Annotated in this window: 14 protein-coding genes and 2 pseudogenes; 13 read left to right on the top strand and 3 right to left on the bottom strand. The window is 58.4% G+C overall.

Annotated elements, in window-relative coordinates:
* Window positions 1–263: 263 nt before the first annotated feature.
* Window positions 264–762: pseudogene (locus X739_RS1000000170680) on the bottom strand (IS3 family transposase); the annotation flags it as partial.
* 36 nt (window positions 763–798) lie between these two features.
* Window positions 799–1140, bottom strand: a pseudogene (locus X739_RS1000000169490) (winged helix-turn-helix domain-containing protein); the annotation flags it as partial.
* Between the two features lie 590 nt (window positions 1141–1730).
* On the opposite strand from X739_RS1000000169490, the gene X739_RS143280 reads away from it, so the two are divergent.
* The 13 genes from X739_RS143280 (at window position 1731) to X739_RS0135080 (ending at window position 15790) form a co-directional block, all read left to right on the top strand.
* The gene (locus X739_RS143280; protein WP_031252249.1) at window positions 1731–3716 is read left to right on the top strand and encodes a 4Fe-4S binding protein; all 1986 of its coding nucleotides are present in this window, start codon (window positions 1731–1733) and stop codon (window positions 3714–3716) included.
* Window positions 3703–4743, top strand: a complete 1041-nt coding sequence (locus X739_RS143285) for a DUF6352 family protein (RefSeq protein ID WP_023795478.1) — start codon at window positions 3703–3705, stop codon at window positions 4741–4743. Before X739_RS143280 ends, X739_RS143285 begins: the two co-directional genes overlap by 14 nt.
* Window positions 4740–5252 (top strand): DUF3305 domain-containing protein, encoded by a 513-nt coding sequence (locus X739_RS0135090; protein ID WP_031252246.1) that lies wholly within the window; start codon window positions 4740–4742, stop codon window positions 5250–5252. The genes X739_RS143285 and X739_RS0135090 overlap by 4 nt, the downstream gene beginning before the upstream one ends.
* The gene (locus X739_RS1000000168380) at window positions 5245–5910 is read left to right on the top strand and encodes a DUF3306 domain-containing protein (protein WP_084056433.1); all 666 of its coding nucleotides are present in this window, start codon (window positions 5245–5247) and stop codon (window positions 5908–5910) included. The genes X739_RS0135090 and X739_RS1000000168380 overlap by 8 nt, the downstream gene beginning before the upstream one ends.
* 61 nt (window positions 5911–5971) lie before the next feature.
* Window positions 5972–6586 carry a molecular chaperone TorD family protein gene (locus tag X739_RS143290; protein WP_023795475.1) on the top strand — a complete coding sequence of 205 codons (615 nt, stop codon included), beginning with the start codon at window positions 5972–5974 and terminating at the stop codon, window positions 6584–6586.
* A gap of 67 nt (window positions 6587–6653) precedes the next feature.
* On the top strand, window positions 6654–6791 hold the full coding sequence (locus X739_RS1000000169485) for a hypothetical protein (RefSeq protein ID WP_023795474.1): 138 nt from the start codon (window positions 6654–6656) through the stop codon (window positions 6789–6791).
* Between the two features lie 63 nt (window positions 6792–6854).
* The gene (locus X739_RS1000000169480; RefSeq protein ID WP_156939923.1) at window positions 6855–7067 is read left to right on the top strand and encodes a hypothetical protein; all 213 of its coding nucleotides are present in this window, start codon (window positions 6855–6857) and stop codon (window positions 7065–7067) included.
* A gap of 617 nt (window positions 7068–7684) precedes the next feature.
* Window positions 7685–8800 (top strand): HlyD family secretion protein, encoded by a 1116-nt coding sequence (locus tag X739_RS143295; protein WP_156939937.1) that lies wholly within the window; start codon window positions 7685–7687, stop codon window positions 8798–8800.
* A 36-nt stretch (window positions 8801–8836) separates the two neighbouring features.
* Window positions 8837–10444: an MDR family MFS transporter gene (locus X739_RS143300; protein WP_023795472.1), complete on the top strand. Its 1608-nt coding sequence runs from the start codon at window positions 8837–8839 to the stop codon at window positions 10442–10444.
* A gap of 561 nt (window positions 10445–11005) precedes the next feature.
* Window positions 11006–12448, top strand: coding sequence for a cytochrome c (locus X739_RS143305; RefSeq protein ID WP_245273925.1), 1443 nt, complete (start codon window positions 11006–11008; stop codon window positions 12446–12448).
* Between the two features lie 4 nt (window positions 12449–12452).
* Complete coding sequence (locus tag X739_RS143310) at window positions 12453–12944, top strand: (2Fe-2S)-binding protein (protein WP_023795470.1); 492 nt, start codon at window positions 12453–12455, stop codon at window positions 12942–12944.
* Window positions 12945–12948: 4 nt separating this feature from the next.
* The gene (locus X739_RS143315) at window positions 12949–15189 is read left to right on the top strand and encodes a molybdopterin cofactor-binding domain-containing protein (protein WP_023795469.1); all 2241 of its coding nucleotides are present in this window, start codon (window positions 12949–12951) and stop codon (window positions 15187–15189) included.
* A gap of 181 nt (window positions 15190–15370) precedes the next feature.
* The gene (locus tag X739_RS0135080; RefSeq protein WP_031252242.1) at window positions 15371–15790 is read left to right on the top strand and encodes an organic hydroperoxide resistance protein; all 420 of its coding nucleotides are present in this window, start codon (window positions 15371–15373) and stop codon (window positions 15788–15790) included.
* Window positions 15791–16127: 337 nt separating this feature from the next.
* Here X739_RS0135080 and X739_RS0135070 read toward each other — a convergent pair whose 3' ends face one another.
* Complete coding sequence (locus tag X739_RS0135070; protein ID WP_031252241.1) at window positions 16128–16403, bottom strand: hypothetical protein; 276 nt, start codon at window positions 16401–16403, stop codon at window positions 16128–16130.
* Between the last annotated feature and the right edge of the window lie 9 nt (window positions 16404–16412).

The following is a 16412-nucleotide window of genomic DNA, read 5'->3' as shown; positions in this document are numbered from 1 at the left end:
TGAATTCAATCTTTTAATCGGGACCAAGTGGGCCAAGTTGTCCATTGCCGATAACCCGCGAACAAGCGGATTTCAGCATCTTCCAAGCATGTGCCAGGCGGAGAACTCGCGAAAGTATACAAACGTTTGCTTGCGTCATACTGGTCGGTCAGGCTGAGCGGTTCATCCTTCAGCGCCATCGAGACGCTGGCCGACGCAACGCTCGAGCGCCTCGTTCCGGTTCCTGAACTCGTCGACCTTCATTAGATGAGGGCTGGACTTGCCGCCTTGAGCGGGCGATAGACGGACGGTTCCGAGACAAGATAGCTTTCCGCGTCGGTGAAGACTTTTGCCAGTTCGCCCGACAGATCGGGATTGTTCAAGGCAGGCTCGACGTTCCGAACCCGCAGGTCCTCGGGAATGTAGTCCTACATCCGGCCGGGCCTTGTGGCCGCGGTCCCCGCGCGCTTCAACAACGCCGGTCAGAAAACGATCCTATCACTGGTGGAAGGTAGGGCGCGAAATGCCGAGCTGTTCCGCGTACGATGCACCGACAAGTGAAATTGCTCGACGAGCCAGATGACCTCAAACTCCTCGAATGCAGGAATCTCATTCTTCGTCGCGTCCATCGGCGATCATGCTTTTTTTGAGCAGCCGCAGTTCCAGCGCCTGTTCGGCGACGACCTCCTTCAGTTCACGCGTCTCGCGACGCAACAGCTGAACCTCGTCGGTGGTGGCGGCACGCGCGGTCTCACCGGCCAGCCGCTTCTTGCCGGCTTCAAGAACCGCGATCAATTCCGTGGCGATCAGGTATCCGCGTCCGGGAACTGTTTTAATGACGTCCCGATCCTCACCGAGCGCCCTTCGAAGGGCAGCCATCTGAAACCTGAGATTAGCCTCGTCGACCGACAACGAAGGCCAGACACTGCAAAAGATCTCGTCCTTCGTGACGATACTTCCTCGAGCCCGTAGCAGCACGAGCAGAAGATCGAAGGCCCGCCCACCGAGCCTCACCGGTCGACCATCGGAAAGGAGCTGGCGCGCCTCGGGCACGACGCAAAATCGCCCGAACCGAAGGAGCTTGGCGCCGTCCCCAAATGGTCCGTTGCGGTGCTCGGGGACCAGTGCAATTTGCTCCGCGCCCCCATTGTGCGAGTTCATGATCAGCCCTTTCTCCCCGCGCCACATGGCGGTTTAGCGCATCGAAAACCAGGAAAAACACATCCCGTCTGGGGTCGTCTACTCTGAAACTACGAGTCCGTGCCCAGGTGCCGCTCTGGGTTTGTTGCCTCGTAGTAGCTTGCATGCCATTGGCTATCGCGAGTCAGAAACTTGATGGCGGCGACACGCCAATCATTTTTTTCACTACCCGGCAATGGCTATCGAGAGGCCTGTCGAATGATGCCATGCAACTTCTATCAACCGACACCCGTCGGATGCCGCCCTTCACACTGGTACTGTATTCGCCGTATGAGGCGCCGCTTGCTGAGGATTGTCGCTGTTGCACCATTCTTGCCGTCTTATGCTGCCAAAAACTAACAAGTATTTTCATTTGCTCACGGGTGTCTCCGCAGGAAGTCGTGCATAAATTTCGAGAAGTGGTAAGACCCATCGGCGTTCACTCCTCAGTCGGCGTCGATCAAGCCTTATGACGATCAGGAGCGCTCGTATCACAAGGTCCGATCGCAGAAATTGTGAGAACGATGGCTATTTCGCCTGGACACATCTTCGTCTGCTCGTGCGAGGACACGATGCCGCTTGATGCCGATGCGGTGCGCCGCGGTTGCCGCACCGAAGCGGTCACGGTCGTGGGCCAGCTTTGTGGCGCAGACCTCCATCGTTTTCGTGCGATTGCGGGAGAAGACATTCCGCTGACGGTTGGCTGCACGCAATTTGCTGCTTTGTTCTCTAAGACGGCGGCAGAAAGTGGACGGGCAAATCCCGTCGACTATGCCAATCTGCGCGAGACCGCAGGCTGGTCCAGCGAAGCCTCTGCAGCCGGGCCGAAAATGGCCGGGCTCCTCGCAGCAGCATTGGTGCCGGTTCCGGCCGCGCCGTCCGTCAATCTGAGGAGCGACGGCGTGGTCCTCATCTATGGCCGCGACGAAACAGCAATCGAAGCGGGTAATTTGCTCAAGGACTATCTCGACGTCACCGTCTTGGTGGAGCCACCGGCCAGCGTCGCGCCACCGCGAACAACGGATTTTCCGGTGGCGAAGGGAAAGATCAGAACGGCTACTGGTCATATCGGCGCTTTCGAGATTACGGTCGACGATTTCGCACAGCCTTTTCCATCATCGCGGCGCGCATTGTCTTTCGGAAGTCCACGAGACGGTGCGCGGTCGCGCTGCGATATCATTCTTGATCTTTCGGGCGGCACGGCGCTCTTCCCAGCTCCCGAATTGCGTGACGGCTATTTGCGCGCCGACCCCCAGACTCCCGTCGCCCTTCTGCATTCAGTTCTCAAAGCACGCGATCTTCTCGGAACCTTCGAGAAGGTCCGCTATGTAAAGTTTGACGAAAGTCTGTGCGCGCATTCACGCTCTCAAATCGTCGGCTGCACGCGGTGTCTCGATCTCTGCCCGACAGGTGCGATCGCGTCTGCTGGCAACCATGTGACCATCGATCCGAACGTCTGCGCCGGTTGTGGCCAATGCGCGGCCGCTTGTCCAACTGGTGCGGCGTCTTATGCGATTCCTCCCGAGGATGTGCTCGTCCGCAAGCTGCGCGCTATGCTTTTAGCCTACCGTGAGGCAGGCGGCACACAGCCGAGCGTGTTGGTGCATGACGGTATGCACGGCGCCCCCCTGATCGACGCACTAGCCAGGTACGGCGATGGATTGCCGGCACATGTGCTGCCGTTCGAGGTAAACGAGATCACCCAAGTTGGGTTAGAGCTTATCGCTGCAGCCTTTGCCTACGGCGGGTCTGCGATGCAATTCTTAGTCCCGTCGCGTCCGCGGCAAGACGCTTCGGGCTTAATCCAGACGATATCGCTCGGGGGAGCCATCTTGGCCGGGCTTGGGTTCGGCGCCGGCCGGGTTGCGACGATCGAGACGGACGATCCGACCTCTTTGCTTGATGCGCTGCGTGCGTCCCCGTTGATGCCGTCAGCAGCGCATCCGGCAAGCTTCAGTCCCTTGGGTAGGAAACGAGACGTATTAAGGTTGGCACTGAGCGAGCTTCATCGCGTTTCGCCCGATCCAGTGAATCTGGTCCCGCTCCCGGCGGGCGCGCCGTTCGGCTCGGTAGAAATCGATATGGGCGCGTGTACACTGTGTCTGTCATGCGTTTCGGCGTGTCCGACTGGCGCGTTGCGCGACGACCCTGAACGACCAATGCTGCGCTTTGTCGAAGATGCCTGCGTGCAATGTGGCTTGTGCCAGGCCACTTGCCCTGAAAACGTGATTACACTCAAACCTCAAATTGACTTCGGCGCTGCGAGGGCCCCCTCACGCGTCCTCAAGGAGGAGGAGCCGTTCTGCTGCATGCGCTGTGGGAAGCCTTTCGGCATCAGGAGTACGATCGAACGGGTAACGTCGGCGCTCCAGGGCTCGCACTGGATGTACGCAAAATCCCCGCAGCGCCTGGACGTCATTAAGATGTGCGACGATTGCCGCGTTGCCTTCGTCTCGGAGGACGGTCTAGATCCCCATCGTACTGATAACCCAGCGGTCCGTACGACCGAAGACTATTTGCGCGAGCGCGTGGAGAAAACTCTTCATGGCGCCGGTTGAATTGGACAGCCCATTGCATCCAACGCGCGACTTTTGGCTCTCCTGCGGCCATCACCTGGTCGACCGCGATGCTGCACGAAGGCTACATGTCACAGATGAATTCCTGAAAGTCCATCTCGCGCGGCCTGAGCTTATGCCTTCGGCCCAATCCTGCTCTGCGGAACGTCGACTGCATGACGGCTTGCTGAGCAATCCGCGGCAATCAGTTCCGTGTTCACGAGTTTTAGCGATTTTAGACTCGGATGCTCGCGAGAACTGGGAAATACTAATTGCCTGGCGGGATCACTTGCTTAGGCACGACACACTGGAGGCCGCTTATCTCGAAATCGCTAGAGGCGCCTTCAAACCTCCGAGTGTCTTCATTGACCAAATAGTGCATCTAATTCTTCGAAATATTCTTGATGGTTGCGATGATGCCTTCATCTTGCGGGCCGCGGAAATGTTTTTTCGCCCTCAGGAATTGGCGTGGCATGACCGCTCATTGGTGGCGAAGGATCTGGAAAAAGGAGCGGTTGGCGGTTCGCAGCATCTGTCTCCACTAATTTCGCTCTTGGATTTGCAGGGTGGAAGAGAGGTCGACGTGTTGAACGAAGCCAATGCCGGTGGCTACTGGGCGCGAAGCGACTCGTTTGACACGGCTCTCGATTTGACCCTGGGCCAGCGTGGATTGGCAGCGGTTGGCGAGGTTGTTGCCCGCTGGATATCGCATTTTTTTGCCCTGGACGTTGCGGTTCAGCTCCTGACAAAGCCGAGTGATGTCAAATGGTCATGGTATATTGGATTGGATTCCGAGGCCACGCGCATCGGCGACGCGATATGGAATGGCGACGAGATGGACGCTGAAACGCGTACGCGTCTGGTTGGCGTGTACCAGTTGATCTTCGCAAATCCGGCAGAGATGATCGCGAAAGTCAGGGGCGAACCAGTTTATCTTCTAATGGCTATGATGCCCGACGGAACCTTGCGGCTGAAGCCTCAAAATCTCATGACGGGCCTGCCCATACCGCACCTGGGAATAGCGAATTGAGATCGACAGCCCTTGCCCGCATTCCGGTTGGCGTTGTGGTCGAACGGCGGACTGCTAAGAGCATTTGGGCCGATTATCTGTGGCACCCCGTATTGGTTCTTGCGGGAAAACCATCGACCATAGTTTGGACGCCGATCGCGGCAGAATCGGAAAAGACCTTTTTTTACGCCGGTGATGCAATGATCGAATTGTACCGCACGGAGACAACTAATTATCGCGATAACCTCCGCTCGGCCGCACCGGTGCTCTGGGTGGTTCTGCGTCCGACCGCATCGGAACACCCTTATGAGATTGTAACCGTGACGGCGGATCCCGCAGAGGGCGAGGCCTTCACCGACGCGGGCAACGACTTGGTCGGTATCGTACCGATGCCATCAACCATCGTCGATGTGATTGGCCATTTCATCGCAGAGCATCACGTAGAGCGGCCCTTCGTAAAACGACGTCGCGAGCCGGGTGGCCGGTCTCTACCAACAGCAGTCACGGACATGAGAGTGCAAGATGAGTGATGGCGAGAATTTTCTCTTGCGCTGGGCGAGGTTGAAACGTAAGTCCGGCGCCCCTTGTAACAATGAGAACATGAACGGTCCCACGTTGAAGGGCACGGAAGCAGCTGCAATTCGCGCGGGAGAGGTAGGACAACAACCTCGAAGTGGAGAGGCACCTTGCGCGCTATTTGATCCGGAAAGCTTGCCACCGATCGAAGCGATTGGCGCGGGCACTGATATCAGCGCATTTCTTCGTTCTTCAGTGCCAGCCGATTTGACTCGGGCTGCGCTGCGCCGTGCATGGGTGAGTGATCCAAATATTCGGGATTTCATAGGAATCGCGGAAAACCAGTGGGACTTCACCGATCCGGCCGGGATTCCTGGTTTCGGCCCTATGCGCGAGACAGACGACCTACCAGCTCTGCTTGCGCAGGCAGGTGGGAGGCTGAACAACAGCTTAGGCAGGGTTTCAGAGAAATTTACCCCGCCGTCGGGAGATACGGTTCTCCTCCGTGATGACGGCGAAGCGGATGCGCACAAAGTTGACCTTTTCCTGGAACATTTGCCCGGCACCGTTACCTCCAATATGGCGAACTTGAAAGAGGGTGCTGCTCCATCGAAACGGGATCCAGCTGCCGACCTGCCAAAACGCCTTCACGGCAGTGCTTTGCCCGAGTGAGCACCCTTGTTCAGCTCATTTACAGTCGCGGCCGTTGCTTGTTGGAACGGGAGTGAAGACGATGCAAGATTCGCCCTCTCGGTACGCCTTAGGGCGGACCGTTGATGAAACTGACCAAGCCCGTGCGGAAGAGTACGCGCTGCTAGCAAGACTACTCTCAAGCACGCCTGATGCTGAAATGATGCGACGCCTTGCCCTTCTGCGAGGCGATTTAACGCCGCTCGGCTTGGCGCATGCGGCACTCGGGGAGGCCGCGAGTCGTGTGAATGAAGCTATTGTTGGCCAAGAGTATTCTGACTTGTTCGGTGGTCTCGGACCGAGCGGGCTATTGCCCTATTCCTCACACTATCTTTCCGGCTCGCTCTACGGACGCCCGCTCGCTCCACTGCGCGAAACCCTCAGGCATCTTGGCATCGAAAGAGCCGACCGAATTTCAGAGCCTGAGGATCATGCCGCGATCCTTTGCGAAGTCATGGCGGGCCTTGCCGGGGGCGAAATTGTGGCTCCCATTGGTGCTGAGCGTCAGTTCTTCGAAGAATTCCTGGCTCCGTGGATCGGACGCTTTTTTGTTGACCTGGAACAGGCCGCGTCGGCCAATTTTTACGCACGCGTTGGCGCTGTTGGCCGTACATTCGTGGAAATTGAAAGAGAGGCTCTTTTGCTTTGCAGCGTGTAGTGCAGGGGTTGGTTCACGACTGTCACGGCATCAGCTTCCGCCCAAGGGCAGCAAATGGAGGAAAGAAATGCGTGCATTCATCATCGCATGTTTTGCAGCGGGCATTATCGCCGTGACCACGGCTGTCCTTCTCGACGGCTTAATGCAGCAGTCATCGACGGCAGCATTCACCAAACCCGGCGCGAGGACCTCGGTGCCCTCCTAGGCTGAAGCTCTTGAGCCTTTAAGACCGGCTAGAGCCAGTCCCCACGAAATTCGCGGCAATTAAGTGGCTAACGAAGCCAGCGGCGTCACCATTGCGAAGACGCGAGTGCGCTTCGTCATTGCCGCGCTGCCCGGTCAGGATTGCGTGAGCAGTCGAGTTATTGCCGACTTAGCCGCCGAATTGCAGGCAGGCTTCACAACCGGAACATCAATGGCGATCGCAACATTGGCCAATGCGACTGACGGATCGTCGAATCCCGAAATTCTAGCGACTTGAGCCACGCTCATCTGCGCGATGGCGAGCTTGGGCGGTGACTCGAGCGAGACTTCCCGTCGACACGATCGCCGCCGATGACAACCGGGGGTCTGAGCTTGGGGGGCATCCCTGATATACCGACCGTCCCGTCTACTAGTTCACCGTTCAGCACCGTTCCTGACGTGCGAGCCAAGCTGCGTATGCTGTGTAGACAGTCCCAAACCAAGGTATGTTTGACCCCAAACATATGTGCCGTGGGGACCAATCTCCGTAGAGTAGATCGGCAGCCCCTCTATGATTATTTTCCGGAAGCAATAGGACAAGAACCAAAGCGGCAGCGCTAACGTACGCTTCGATGGCGACCTTTTGGAGGTCGGCCGTAGGGCAACTACAAGACGACTTTGTCGTCACGCGAACTGCTTGCGCTGCTATCTGCTCTGAAGCTCGTATGGAAGGATCCCCGGAGCATGACGAAGCATAGGAGGATGCTTGAAGACGACGACCTTGTGCTGGCGGAGCCCATGACGGGGTTCAGGAGCGTAGGTTCCGACAATAGCGAGCATCATGGCGTGATCGCTGTTTCGCAGGCACTTCCCGAGACCGCAAAGCTCGAGGTTTCTTCGGGCGCAGAGTCCTGGATGCCCGAGGTAACCGGCGGCGTAGCGCTTGGACAGAGTTCCCAACAAGCTGCGATTGCGAAGCATCGCTTGCGTGCCCCTTTGCTCATCAGCTCATGCTTCGCCATCCTTGCAGCAGCGGCTTTCTTCGGACGGCATTACTGGACGGTCGGCCGCTTCCAAGTCTCTACGGACGATGCCTATGTCCAAGCGGACAACATCAGCGTTGCGCCGAGGGTCTCAGGTTATATTGGCGCCGTGCTGGTCGGTGACAATGAGGTGGTCACGGAGGGGCAGGCTCTTGCACGCATCGATGATCGCGACTTCAAAGTCGCTCTCGATCAGGCCAAGGCCGATGTCGCTGCGGCCGGGGCCGCCATTGCCAGCAAGCAGGCCTCACTCGATGCGCAGCAGTCCGTCATCGGCGTGGCGCGGGCGACCGTCGATGTCGACCAAGCGAACCAGGTCTTCGCGGAGCAGGATGACAAGCGCTTCTCTTCCCTTGCACACACGGGCTACGGCACTGTGCAAAACGCTCAGCAGGCCGCCTCCCGCATTGCTGCGGCGCGTGCCACCGTGGCGCGCGACACGGCATCTCTCGCTACAGCAATCAAGCAGGTCGATCTCTTCAGGGCAGACCTGGCCCAAGCCCAGGCGACCCTTGCACATGGCCAAGCAGTTCAGAAGCAGGCGGAGCTTAACCTTTCCTATTCGACCATCGTGGCACCAGCTTCGGGCATTGTTGGCAACCGAACCTTGCGTGTTGGGCAGTATGTGCAGGCAGGAACTCAGCTATTGGCCGTCGTCCCGACCTCCGCAGTGTACTTCGTCGCGAACTTCAAGGAAACGCAGCTCACCAGCGTCCGTCCAGGCCAGCCTGTAGAGATCGAAGTCGACATGTTCCCGGGCGTCGTCGTCCACGGCCATGTCGATAGCCTTGCACCGGCGAGCGGCCAGGAATTTGCATTGCTGCCACCTGACAACGCGACCGGCAACTTCACCAAGGTCGTGCAGCGCATTCCGGTCAAGATTGCTCTCGATCAAGGCAGCGCGCTCGGTGGCGAATTGCGACCGGGCATGTCGGTCTATCCGACGATCGACACCAGGACCGCCGGGACGCCGGCTCAGCTTGACTGAGTCGAACGGATGATATGCCCCTCAAGGAGTATAGGAATGTTCGAGGGCACTTCCGCAGCTGAAAGCAGTGTTGCGGCCGCGATAGTGAGGTCTAAAGAAAAGGCGAACCTTGCGGCCTGGGTTTCGATCATTGCCGGCATGATCGGCGCCTTCATGGCGGTCCTCAACATCCAGATCACCAACGCCTCGCTGCTCGATATTGAGGGGGGAATAGGCACAGGCCTCGACAATGGCGCTTGGATCTCGACCTCCTATCTCATTGGCGAGATCGTCGTGATCCCACTCTCTGGTTATTTAAGTCGGGTATTCTCCTTCCGCGTCTACATGATCGCCAGCACGATCGCCTTTGCCCTGTTTTCGATGGCCTGTGCTTTTGCACATGATCTCGGCACCATGATTGCCATGCGTGGAATGCAGGGCTTTGCGGGCGGCGCGCTGATCCCTATGGCCTTCACGATGGTGGTGACGATGCTGCCTAAGCGTCAGCAGCCGACAGGCTTGGCAATGTTTGCTCTGGCGGTGACCTTCGCACCGGCGATCGGTCCTACCATCGGCGGCTACCTCACCGAGAATCACGGCTGGCGGTCTATATTCTTCATCAACACAGGACCGAGCATGATGATGGTCGCCGCGCTGTGGTCGACACTCGAACGCCAGCCGATTCAGCTAAGGCTTCTGAAGGAGGGGGATTGGGCCGGTATCGCTGCTATGGCGATCGGGCTCTCGTGCCTTCAGACCTTGCTTGAGGAGGGTAACAAGGAGGACTGGTTTGGCTCGCCTTTCATCGTGCGGCTCGCGCTCATCGCAACCGTTTTCCTTACGCTCTTCATCTGGATCGAGCTGACCGTTCAGAGGCCCCTCATTAATCTCAGGCTGCTTATGAACCGCAATTTCGGGATCGGTACGCTCACCAATGCCCTCGTCGGCATCGCGCTATTCGGCACGGTCTATGTGCTCCCGCAATATCTGGGTCAGGTGCAAGGCTACAATGCTGAGCAGATCGGACTTGTTCTCGCTTGGACCGGCTTACCGCAGCTACTCCTCATTCCACTGGTTCCGCGGCTGATGGAATTGATCGACTTGCGCTGGATCGGTGCGATCGGCATCGCTCTTTTCGCGATCAGTTGCTTGATGAACGTTCACATGTCACCAGATTATTCGGGAGACCAGTTGTTCTTGCCCGATATCGTTCGGGCTGTCGGCCAAGCACTTATCCTCACGCCGCTTGCCGCTATAGCGACACTAGACATTGCGGCCAAGGATGCCGCCAATGCGTCTAGCCTGTTCAACATGCTGCGCAATCTTGGGGGTGCCATCGGGACGGCGACGCTGGCGACAATCATCACCAAACGTGAGCAGTTTCATTCCAACGTCATCGGCCAGTCGGTAACGCTCTCCCAAGACGCGGCGCGCCAGCGAATTGACCAAATGACCGGCTATTTCATGTCGCATGGCGTCTCTGATCGCGATGTCGCGCAACATGACGCAATCGTAGCCCTGGGCAAGATCGTCAAACGTCAGGCGCTCGTCTTGAGCTTTAGCGACACCTTCGCCGTTCTGGGCGTCGTATTGGCGCTCGCGGCGGTGACGCTGCTCTTCGCGCGCGGTGGACGTTCTGTCGCGGGAGCAGCCGGCCAGCACTGACCGGCGCTGGGCATTCGCATTTCCTCCGGCTGCGACATTGGCCCTCGCGTGCTGTAGCCTTGTGGTCTCTTCCGCGATGAAAAGAGGACAGTGCGCTCCGAAACGCTGGCGTTGTCACTCGACTTCGACGACATAACCTCGAGCTTCGGGGCGATGCTTGGTACAATTCGTCGAACCGGCCCGCATGAACCACTGCCCCCATGCGGCTGCCCGGTAGCAATACCATTGAGGGCAACGATGCCTAGAGACGCCCTGGGCTGCCGATGCGTCGGAAGTCGCCCGCGCCGCGGCAACTCTTCTCTCGTCAACGAAGTTGGCCTTTGGCTTTCGCCTGCATTGCCAATTCAAGCGATCATTGATGTTCGGATCGCGGTAGCCCAAACCAGACGAGATCCTCTACAAAATCATAGTTCTGGAAAGCTCAGCAATTCTGGAACAAACACCGCAGCAACAACAAAGCAGTTTCCCTCCGGGAGAATTATGTTTCAGGGGCAGCGTTTTGATTGGCATGGCAGTCGATCATACGATTGTTCCGAGAGGTCTCTGATATTTGGGAAGCCCTTGACCACCTCCGATCACGGACCGGACGCCCAGGCCCAATCGTGGACGCATAGTTCTTTGGTGGTTCTCACCGCAGCTGTCGTCGCACTTGCCATCGCCACGGTCGGTTTCATCGTTTACGCATGGCGGCCCGCCATTGCTCCGACAGAACCGCCGGCACCATCGTCGTTTGATCCCGACCTTGTCGCGCGCGGCGGTGAACTGGCGGCCATCGGTGATTGCGTCACCTGCCACACCGCGCCGGGCGGAAAGCCATTCAGCGGCGGACTTCCGCTGGGGACGCCATTCGGCACGATCTACACTCCTAACATAACGCGTGATGTTGAGACGGGCATCGGAAGCTGGTCGGAGGCCGCATTCTTGCGTGGGATGCGCGAAGGTGTCAGCCGAAAAGGCAACCACCTTTATCCGGCTTTTCCCTACGACCATTTTACCCTCGTAACGAACGACGACGTGCGAGCAATATACGCCTTCTTGATGACACGCGTTCCGGTGCATCAGAGGGCACCGGAAACCAAACTGCCGTTCCCGCTCAATCTGCGCATGATACTCGCGGGCTGGAAGATGCTTTTCTTTCGGGAGGGCCCATTCCAACCGGACTCGACAAAAGACGCGACTTGGAATCGAGGATTTTATCTGGTTGAAGGCCTTGGGCACTGCGGCTCTTGTCACACGCCACGCAACATTCTCGGCGCCGAAAAGAACGGTGAGCAATACGCAGGCGGCGAAGCGGAGGGCTGGGTCGCATATCCAATTAACGCCGCCTCGCCAGCGCGCGTGCCATGGGACGTCGAAAGCATCACGCGGTTCCTGGAAGACGGCTCCTTCGAAACGCACGGTGTGGCATATGGAGCCATGACACCCGTCATCGCGAACCTCGCCAGAGTGCCCCATGACGATGTCCGCGCGATCGCAACCTATGTGACCTCATTAATGAGGACGAGGTCACGACCGACGGCCGGAGAAGCCGCAGATCTCACCAGTGCAACCGCCACCAAAGGCAACGGCTCGGTGCCTGCGTCAGCGGGTTCTCAAATCGCTCCGGTCGAGCTCGACGGCAATAATGGCCTAGGCGGGGCGGTCTACGCCGCGGCCTGCGCCACCTGCCACCAAAGCCGTAGACCCCCTCCCTATGGTGGCGTCGACCTTCATCTCAGCTCTGCAATCAATGCGACAACGCCGCAGAACGCGATTAATCTTGTCCTATTTGGCATACCGGCGGCCAAGGCCGTGCCGAGTGGCATGATGCCGGGCTTGGCTGGGTCGCTCACAGACGGCCAAGTTGCCGCTCTGCTGACCTATTTGCGCAAGCGCTTCAGCGGCAAGCCGGCGTGGAGCGGCATCCCGGATTTTATCGAAGCTGCCAGACAAGGGTCGGCACAGGTGAGGATTCGTTCAGCGGACGGTGCCGATCAAACGCCGGTACCAGCCGGAGGGAGGTAGATGCATGATCAAATTCATCGTGAACGGCACCCGTCACGCCTTCGAGGGTGATCCGCAGACGCCTCTCCTCTATGTGCTGCGAAACGAGTTGGCTCTCAATGGCGCTAAGTTCGGCTGCGGTCTAGGCCAATGCGGCGCTTGCACGGTTATGATTGATGGAGAAGCGGCCTTCTCCTGCCTGACGCCGATTTTGGTTCTCGAAGGACGCAAAGTGACAACTGTCGAAGGACTAGGCACGCCGGAGAAACTTAGTCCGATGCAACAGGCGTTCATCGACGAACAGGCGGCTCAATGCGGTTACTGCATCGCGGGGATGATAATGCGGGCAGAATGCCTCCTGAGGAAGAATGTCGATGCTTCGGATGAGGAGATACGCGACCATATGGAACCTAACCTCTGCCGGTGCGGCACTCATCTTCGAATCCTTCGAGCGATCAGGCGCGGGGCCGAATTGCTGAAGCAGACTTCCACCACGCTTCCGCCACGAAAGGTTTGAGGCGATGAAACGGGAACTTCAGACGGATATCTCCCGCCGAGTATTGCTTAAAGGAGGTGCTCTGCTGGTCTCGTTCTCGCTCCTGCCTCGCGCGCTCGCTCAGGAGAGTCTCGGCGAGACTGTCGAGCCGATCGGCAAGCTCCGGCTTCCTGGGAGCCTCGAAAATGCCCGCTATCTGGACGCCTGGATCCGAGTCGACCGCGACAGCCGCGTAACAGTATTTACAGGGAAAGCCGAACTGGGTCAGGGGATCAAGACCGCGCTCCGGCAGATTGCATCTGAAGAGCTCGAGGTTGATCTCGCCGCTCTCACATTGATTACGGCAGATACCGGTCGGACACCAAACGAGGGCTTCACCGCTGGCAGTCACTCCATCCAAGACTCCGGGACGGCCATCCGCAACGCTGCCGCTCAGGTCCGTGACCTGTTGATCGCAGAGGCAGCCCGGCAGCTAAACGTGCCGGCTGACCAGCTACATGCCGAACTAAGCTCAGTCGTTTCGGCCAGCGGAAGAAGACTGGAATACGGCAAACTGGTTGCCACAGCTTCTCTCCACATCGAAGCACAACCGACCTCTCGCCTCAAGGACCCAAAAGATTTCAAGATAATGGGCCGGTCAATCGCACGCGTCGACATCCCAGCGAAGGTTACAGGCGGTCAAGCATACCTGCAGGACTTGCGGCCGGAGGGAATGCTGCACGCGCGTGTCATCCGACCGCCCAGTCCCTGCGCGAATCTGATCGGCCTGGACACTTCAGCTGTTGAGGCGATGCCAGGGATCGTCAAGATCGTCCGCGATGGTTGCTTTATTGCTGTGGTGGCAGAGAAAGAGTTTACAGCGATTAAAGCGATGCGTCACCTCGCTCTGGCTGCAAAGTGGCAGGAGACGGCAACGCAACCGGACCCCACTAGGTTGTTCGAGGCCATCCAATCGTTACCAGCAACAGATCTAGTTGTTAAGAACGCAACATCACCCGCGCCGGCGGGCGCTAAAGTGATTTCCGCGTCGTTTACACGCCCCTACCAGATGCACGCATCGATCGGCCCCTCCTGCGCTATCGGCCTGTTAGACGGCGATGTCACGACAGTCTGGACCCACACTCAAGGCGTCTTTCCGGATCGTGCCGCGATTGCGGAAATGCTCGGTGTGTCGATCGATCGCGTGCGCTGTATTCATGTCGAAGGGTCCGGGTGCTACGGCCACAACGCCGCAGACGACGTGGCGGCTGACGCTGCTATCATCGCCAGGGCGGTCCCCACACGGCCGGTACGCGTGCAATTGATGCGCGAGCAGGAGCATGCCTGGGAACCGTATGGTCCGGCGATGGTGACCAAAGCCAAGGCCTCGCTCGATGGAGATAGAATAGTCGATTGGAACTACGAGGTGTGGAGCAACCCGCATTCCACCCGACCGGGCGAGGCCGGCACACTACTACCGGCGCGCCACCTCGCCTCGCCCTTCGTTCTCGCTCGGCCGCCCGCGGTGACAAATCTTGAGGGCAGTGGGGACCGCAATTCAATTCCGCTATATGACCTGCCAAGCTCGCATATCGTCTGGCACTTTCTGAGCGACATGCCGGTGAGAGTTTCAGCGCTCCGGTCCCTGGGCGCTTACATGAACGTTTTCTCGATCGAAAGCTTCATGGATGAGCTTGCGGATGTGGCTGCAATCGACCCCGTTGAATTTCGTCTGAGGCACTTAAGTGATCACCGCGCCCGTGATGTGATTACGATGGCCGCCGAGCAGTTCGGCTGGTCGTCCTCAGCACTGCCCAGCGGTCGCGGGCGTGGCTTCGCATTTGCGCGGTACAAGAATCTTGCCTCCTATTTCGCAATAGCCTGCGAGGTCGACGTGGAGCATGAGACTGGCCGGGTTCAGGTCAGGCGGGCGGTAGCCGCTATTGACAGTGGCGAGATTGTCAACCCGGACGGTATCATCAACCAGAGCGAGGGCGGCATCCTCCAATCCATCAGCTGGACGCTCTATGAAAGCGTCGATTTTGATCGCACCCGGATCAAGAGCCTTGATTGGTCAAGTTATCCGATATTGCGCTTCAGCGCCGTTCCCGACTTTGTCTCTGTGCATCTTGTCCCGCGTCCGGGCGAGCCATTCTTGGGTGCGGGTGAGGCAACCCAGGGACCGACAGCGGCTGCAGTCGCAAACGCGGTTTCGAACGCAACCGGGAAGCGTTTCCGCAATCTGCCACTTACGCAGAAGCGAGTTAAGGCGGCAATCGGCATGTAACAGTGCAGCTGCTCATTAGGTGATCGCCGGCGTCCGAGATCTTTGGGCATGTTAAGTCCCGAAGCAGCCAGCCGGCCATGGCAGCCAACGCGCAGCCGATCGAAGAGAGCAGCGCCTGAGCCAACTACAGTTCCCGATCCTGCAAGCAAGTTATTCGTGTAGCTTCAAAAAGGAATCCGAGATGACCCCAATTGGGAAGGTACTATACACCGCCAGAACGCATACGTCGGGTGGCCGTGACCATGGGGCGTCGCGCAGCTCTGACGGGCACCTGGACGTCAAGCTTTCTACTCCAGAAAGCGGAGGGACTGGCACCAATCCTGAGCAATTATTCGCCGCTGGCTGGTCTGCCTGCTTCGAAAGCGCAATGGGAATTGCTGCGCGCAAGATGAAGATTGCCGTGCCGGCGGGCGCTGCAATCGACGCCGAGGTGGACCTCAATTTGGCTGACGGCGCCTACTACCTCAGTGCTCGACTCAATGTCAGCCTGCCGGGTTTGGAGCGCGATATCGCTCAGCGGTTGGCGGAAGCCGCGCACGAGGCGTGCCCATACTCCAAGGCAATCCGGAACAACGTCGACGTGGTGATCAAAGTGGTTTGAGCCGCAACGCAGGCAGCCCTCAGGGCGCTGGTTTCAAGCTCGGCTAGGCGGCAACCTCGGCACGCGCTCGGCATTGTTCGCCGATCCGAAGCCCATCGCCGGATATAAGAAACGAAAACATCTGGCGGTATTCCAGCTGCGTAGGTTTCATCGCCCTGGAGCATCTCGACGAAGGCGGCGCCCCGTGCCCGGTCGGCAGCGACGGCGCGGACCTAAGCGAGGGCCAACAGACCGATGTCGTGACCAGATACGGGGGCGCCGTCCAGAACTAGAACCCATGGATGATTGCGGGCCGCAGCCCGCAATCATCATATAAGGTGCGCTAGCAGGCGTGAGTCTAGCTGTGATGGCCCAGGGCGTTCAGCTCCGCGCAGAACGGAGCGTGAGGCTTGCTCATAGCAGCGTCATTGCATTCCTTAATCATTTGTTCCTGGGTATGCTTTTGCATCGTGAACCAGGCGTCCCTGAAATCAGCCTTCGTCTTCATTTTGGTCATAGCGTGATCGTGAAAAAACGGCTGCATATTGGAGGGTTCATCGAGCGCGCCAGCAAACGCTGCCCCGCCGAGAACAGAAAGCGCGAGAGCACCGACGCAGATCGTTTTGATTTCCATAGTATGGTC

The organism is Mesorhizobium sp. LNHC209A00 (genome assembly GCF_000502915.1).
GTDB lineage: Bacteria > Pseudomonadota > Alphaproteobacteria > Rhizobiales > Rhizobiaceae > Mesorhizobium.
This window is presented reverse-complemented; position numbering and strand designations above follow the sequence as displayed.